Source organism: Deltaproteobacteria bacterium, assembly GCA_016213065.1.
Classification (GTDB): Bacteria; UBA10199; UBA10199; order SPLOWO2-01-44-7; family SPLOWO2-01-44-7; genus JACRBV01.
In genome coordinates this window covers 1-5,293 of sequence record JACRBV010000016.1, presented here as the reverse complement: position 1 = coordinate 5,293, position 5,293 = coordinate 1, and the positions used below count along the sequence as shown (strand labels likewise).

General features: G+C 46.6%; 7 protein-coding genes. All 7 read left to right on the top strand.

Annotated features, from left to right (window positions below; all coding sequences use genetic code 11):
- The coding region (locus tag HY877_00970) for a 50S ribosomal protein L25 (protein MBI5298861.1) at positions 1 to 266 on the top strand (266 nt) is incomplete at its 5' end.
- Between the two features lie 5 nt (positions 267 to 271).
- Complete coding sequence (locus tag HY877_00965; GenBank protein ID MBI5298860.1) at positions 272 to 826, top strand: aminoacyl-tRNA hydrolase; 555 nt, start codon at positions 272 to 274, stop codon at positions 824 to 826.
- A 9-nt stretch (positions 827 to 835) separates the two neighbouring features.
- Positions 836 to 1,213 (top strand): 30S ribosomal protein S6, encoded by a 378-nt coding sequence (gene rpsF / locus HY877_00960; GenBank protein ID MBI5298859.1) that lies wholly within the window; start codon positions 836 to 838, stop codon positions 1,211 to 1,213.
- Positions 1,214 to 1,228: 15 nt separating this feature from the next.
- Complete coding sequence (locus HY877_00955; GenBank protein MBI5298858.1) at positions 1,229 to 1,513, top strand: 30S ribosomal protein S18; 285 nt, start codon at positions 1,229 to 1,231, stop codon at positions 1,511 to 1,513.
- Between the two features lie 9 nt (positions 1,514 to 1,522).
- The gene (locus tag HY877_00950) at positions 1,523 to 2,482 is read left to right on the top strand and encodes a DUF2232 domain-containing protein (GenBank protein ID MBI5298857.1); all 960 of its coding nucleotides are present in this window, start codon (positions 1,523 to 1,525) and stop codon (positions 2,480 to 2,482) included.
- Between the two features lie 101 nt (positions 2,483 to 2,583).
- Positions 2,584 to 3,027 (top strand): 50S ribosomal protein L9, encoded by a 444-nt coding sequence (locus HY877_00945; protein MBI5298856.1) that lies wholly within the window; start codon positions 2,584 to 2,586, stop codon positions 3,025 to 3,027.
- A gap of 5 nt (positions 3,028 to 3,032) precedes the next feature.
- The coding region (locus HY877_00940; protein ID MBI5298855.1) for a replicative DNA helicase at positions 3,033 to 5,293 on the top strand (2,261 nt) is incomplete at its 3' end.

Genomic DNA, 5,293 nt, shown 5'->3' with positions numbered 1-5,293 from the left:
TGGAAATAGGACAGAGCGTTCACGCCAACGATATAAAATTGCCGGAAGGAGTTTCCTTCCCGCACGAAGTCAATTTTACTATTTTAGCGGTGGTGCCTCCGCAGAAGGAAGAAGAGGCGAAACCTGCCGCAACCGCGGAAGCGGCCGCTCCGGGTGAAGTGCCGACAACCGCGCAAGGTCCCAAGACTGAAGAGGGTAAAGAAGCGGCGGCAAAAGAAGCCGCGGCACCAGCAAAAGCACCGGCAAAGGGTAAAGAGAAAGCTTAAAACTCATGAAGATTATTGTTGGACTTGGCAATCCGGGCCGCGAGTATGTCAACCACAAGCATAATGTCGGCTTTTGGGTGGTTGATTTGATGGCAAAGCAAAACCACTGGGAGTGGGAAGAAAAAAAACAGCGTTTGCAAGCGTGGGGTTCTTTGGATGATGAAGAATGCTGGTTGGTAAAACCGGCTACCTACATGAATTTGAGCGGGCAGGCAGTACAAGCTTTTTTGAAAAAAAAGAATGGTTTGGAAAAAGATCTGATTGTTTTTCACGATGACATGGATCTGGAACTGGGAAAGATTCGTTGGGCTTTCGGCTCCGGGCATGGTGGACACAACGGAGTACGTTCCATTATCGATACGCTGGGCACAAAAGATTTTCATCGAATTCGTTTGGGTATTGGACGCCCCGAACATGGGAAAGACCCGGCCGATTATGTTTTACAGCCGTTTAAAGGAAAAGATTTGGAAATTGTAGAAGCAATGATAGATCGGGCGGCGGGGTCCATCCCCGATTTTTTAAAACACGGTTTGCAATGGGTGCAAAATAAGTATCACTAAGGAGGAACGATGAGAGAATACGAAACGCTTTACATCCTGAAGTCGAATACTCCGGAAAAAGAAGTAGAGGAATTCGGGGCCCGTTTGATCAAACTCATTGAGGCCCACAAGGGAAAGGCTTTAATCAACCGCTCTTGGGGCAGAAGACAATTTGCCTATCTCATGGAGAAGGAAAAAGAGGGCATCTATATTCATCTCGACTATGTGGGGGATAACACTCTTGTGCAGGAGTTGGAAAAGGCACTGCGGTATGAAGAAAAAATTCTTCGTTTTTTAACGGTCGTATTACATGAGAATGTCAATATTGAGAAACGTGTGGAAGAAATAGAAAAAGCCGAGATCGCCGCCAAAGAGGCACAGATTGCCGCTCAGGCAGTCACCGCTTAAAGGAGAAAAGATTTTATGGAAAGAGAACGCAGAGGAAATTTCAGAGAAAACCGGGATCGTGACGAAGGCGGGTTCGCCCCGCGCAAAAAAGCGTGCCGTTTTTGTGTCGATAAGGAATTGAAGATTGATTACAAAGATGGAAAGGCGATGAAACATTATCTCTCAGAGAGAGACAAAATTTCTCCCCGCCGTTTCACGGGACTTTGCGCGTTTCATCAGCGCGAGTTGACGATTGCAGTGAAAAGGGCCCGTATTTTGGGACTGATTCCTTTCACAGCGAGCCAACGACAAACATTTTAGTGATACCACATGACATTAAGCTCCAAACAAGTTTTGCCTGTTTTGTGGTGTGCCTTGCTCAGTACGGCTTTTTATTTTAGCGGCTTCTTTGTCTTGTTCACGCCGCTTCCCGTTTTATATTTGAGTTTGCGCCGCAACAAATTGCAATGGGCTATTAGTTTTGCTCTTACCTTGGCACTGGTGTTTTCTGTTTCCCAATTAATTTTTTCCGAACCCGTTCCCCTCAATGCCATTTATTATTTGTTCATCGGCTCTTTGCTCAGTCTTGGTGTCTGGAAACGCTGGTCTTTGGCACGTTGGGGGGCGTATGTGGGTTTGTCCGCCACTGTGGCCGTAATCCTAACCGGATTTATTTGCCAATATCTGGGCGGCTACGATGTCCCGGGATTTTTACAGCGGATCGTGCAGGAATCCCAGACTGTGTTGGACCAAGTCACTGCTTCGCAGGTAGCGAAAGGGGATAAAGCCGAGGTTGTTGCCATGGTTGAACAAATGAAAAAAAATCTGGAATTTCTGCCCCGTTTGATTCCAAGTCTTGTTTTCTCCTTTAGCCTTTTTGTCATGATTTTTAATTTGAGTTTTTTAAAAGTGATCTATCGTCTATCCAAACACCTGATAAAAGCGGGTGATTTCAAGCGCCTTGAAATTTCGAGCGTTTGTGTTTGGGGGGTTATTGTGGCGGCGGTCTGTTATTTCCTCGATTTTTACGTCTTTAAAGTGACTTGGCTGACATGGGTTGCTCTCAATCTGATCCTTGTCGCGGGTATGGTTTACTTTATTCAAGGGGTTAGCATTATGGTTTTTTTTCTGAAGCGCTATTCCCCCTTGTTTCGTTTTGGAATTTATGGTCTGGTCGTCCTGTTTTTTCAGATGGTGGGGCTGGTTGTTGTGGGATTGGGGCTGGCCGACACCTGGTTTGATTTTAGAAGGTTACATCAACAAAAACAGACTACGGACCATGGACAATAAATAGACTATGGACAATAGACCATGGACCATAGACTAAAAACAAAAAGTAGTTAGTCCATAGTCCATAGTCCATAGTCTATGGTCCTTCCCAAGGAGGCATTATGCAGGTTATCTTAAAAGAAAGTATCAAAAGTCTTGGAGGAGCAGGGGATGTTGTGAATGTCAAAGACGGTTTTGCCAGAAATTTTTTGTTTCCCCAAGGCAAAGCGGTCCATGCGAATCCCGCCAATTTGAAAGAGTTGGAACATCACAAAAAAGTCATTTCTATAAAACAGTCCAAATTGAAAAAAGAAGCGGAAGTGTTGGCGGAAAAAGTTGTGGGTTTGTCGATCACCATTCGTAAAGAAGCGGGTGAAGAAGATAAACTGTTTGGATCGGTTACCACAAAAGATATTGCCGACGCCCTTCGCGCCGAAAATTTTCTGATCGACAAGAAACTCATTCATCTTAAAGATCCAATTCGTCAGTTAGGTGTGACAGAAGTTCCAGTTCGTTTGCACCCCGAAGTAACGGCAACATTGAAAGTGTGGGTTGTAAAGGCTTAAGACACATGGTCCATTCAAAACTCCCTCCCCAGAACCTTGACGCCGAGCGCGCGGTGCTTGGTGGGATGCTGATCGACAACGAAGCGATACACCGTGTCATCGAACTTTTAAGACCCGAAGATTTTTACCGCGATGCCCATTGCAAAATTTATCAGGCAATTTTAAGTCTTTACCAAGCCAACGAACCTTCCGATTTGGTGACGGTCACCAACGCCCTCAAATTGGCCAACCATCTGGATTCCATCGGCGGGGCGAGTTATCTTTCCAGTCTTGTGGATCAGGTCCCCACGTCTGCGCATGTGGGACACTATTCCAAAATTATTCGTGAGAAGGCGGTCTTGAGACAATTGATTGACGGCGCCACCGAAATTGCGTCACGCGGTTACGAAGAAGAGGGCGGCATTGACGAATTTTTGGACAAAGCCGAATCAATTATTTTCGACATTGCCACGCGCCGCATCCAGCAAGGTTTTGTACCGATGAAAGAAGTGGTGAAGGCGGGCTTCAAAGCCATTGAACAATCGTACGAAAGAAAAGAATCGGTAACGGGAGTTCCCTCCGGTTACACAGATTTGGATCGTCTCACGTCGGGTCTTCAACCTTCCGATTTGCTCATTGTCGCGGGACGGCCCAGCTCCGGCAAAACCGCTTTTTCGCTCAACATCATGGAACATGCCGCGTGTGATTCAAAAATCCCCTGCGGTATTTTTTCTCTTGAAATGTCGAAGGAACAATTGGTGCAACGTTTGCTTTGCGCGCGTGCCGAAGTGGATTCGTACAAAATGCGCGGAGGTTTTTTATCAGAGAGTGACTGGCCCAAATTAACCCGGGCCGCCGGCATTTTATCGGAGGCACCGATTTATATCGATGACAGCGCCGCCTTGACAATTCTTGAAATGCGGGCCAAGGCGAGGCGTTTGAAAAAAGAACACGGGTTGGGACTTTTGGTCGTGGATTATCTTCAACTCGTAAGGGCCCATATTCGCTCGGACAGCCGTGAACGCGAAATTTCCGAAATTTCGAGAGGTCTGAAAGCGCTCGCCAAAGAATTGCATGTGCCCGTGATTGCACTGTCACAACTCAACCGCGGCGTTGAAAACAGAAACGACAAAAGACCCATGCTGTCGGATTTGCGTGAAAGTGGTTGTGTGACAGGCGATACGCTTATCACCAATGCAAAAACGGGGGAGACCTTTTCCATCAAAGAGCTTGCTGAAAGAGATCATCAATCTCCCTTGCCCGTTTTTGCCGTAGATGAAAATTATCGTGTGCGTCCTTTTAATCTTGTGAAGGCATTTTCCTCGGGAAGAAAAAAAGTGTTTCTTTTGAAGACACGCAGTGGTCGAAAAATAAAGGCGTCTGCAAATCATCCTTTTTTGCGAATAGATGGCTGGCAGAGACTGGACAATCTTCAGCCCGGAGATGCGATTGCGCTTCCGCGAAAAATGCCCCCTCTACAGTCGCAAAAAAATCTTTCAGATAATGAGCTGATCCTTCTTGCACATCTGCTGGGAGACGGATGCATTCTCCCCCATCAACCCTTCCATTACACAAGTGCCGATTGGGAAAACATTGAAACTGTACAGAAAGCCGCAAAAGCCCTGTTTGATATTGAAGGGCGCGTTGTGATGCAGAAAAATTGGTGGCATCTTTATCTTCCAAGTCCTTATCCTCTCGCGCGGAATACACGTCATCCTATTACGAACTGGTTTCAGAAACTTGGAATTGCGCCCGTTCATTCTTGGGAAAAACGCGTTCCGCGTCAGCTCTTTCAGGCGCCGTCGGAAGATGTGGCGCTTTTCTTAAGACATTTATGGGCTACGGACGGCAATTTTAGTTGGAAATGTTTACATGGACGAAAAAAGGCTGGTGCCAGTTATTTTTACTCCGCAAACTCTTCGAGTTTGCTTCGCGACCCAGCAAAGCTGGGTCTTGACTACGCCTCAAGCAGTGAAATGCTTGCGTTTCAAGTTCAGCACTTGTTGTTGGTAGTGGGTATTCATTCTTCTCTTAGAGAAGTGCCTTCCGCAAAAGGATACCGAATGATGTACCATGTGTCCGTGGAAGGCGCCAAAGAACAATTGGATTTTTGTGAACGTGTTGGTATCGCCGGTTGCCGAAGAACTCTCGTGCCGGAGCTTGTGGCCGCACTGCGAGAAATAGAGCAAAATACGAATGTCGATGTCATTCCGGCACAAGCATGGAAAACCGTGATAGCGCCGGCAAAGGAAGGTGCAGGCATGCGCTGGAGGGAATTTTCACAGCA

Coding starts and splice junctions, on each gene's coding strand:
- HY877_00965 (MBI5298860.1), top strand. CDS start 272: ATGAAGATTATTGTTGGACTTGGCAATCCGGGCCGCGAGTATGTCAAC.
- rpsF (MBI5298859.1), top strand. CDS start 836: ATGAGAGAATACGAAACGCTTTACATCCTGAAGTCGAATACTCCGGAA.
- HY877_00955 (MBI5298858.1), top strand. CDS start 1,229: ATGGAAAGAGAACGCAGAGGAAATTTCAGAGAAAACCGGGATCGTGAC.
- HY877_00950 (MBI5298857.1), top strand. CDS start 1,523: ATGACATTAAGCTCCAAACAAGTTTTGCCTGTTTTGTGGTGTGCCTTG.
- HY877_00945 (MBI5298856.1), top strand. CDS start 2,584: ATGCAGGTTATCTTAAAAGAAAGTATCAAAAGTCTTGGAGGAGCAGGG.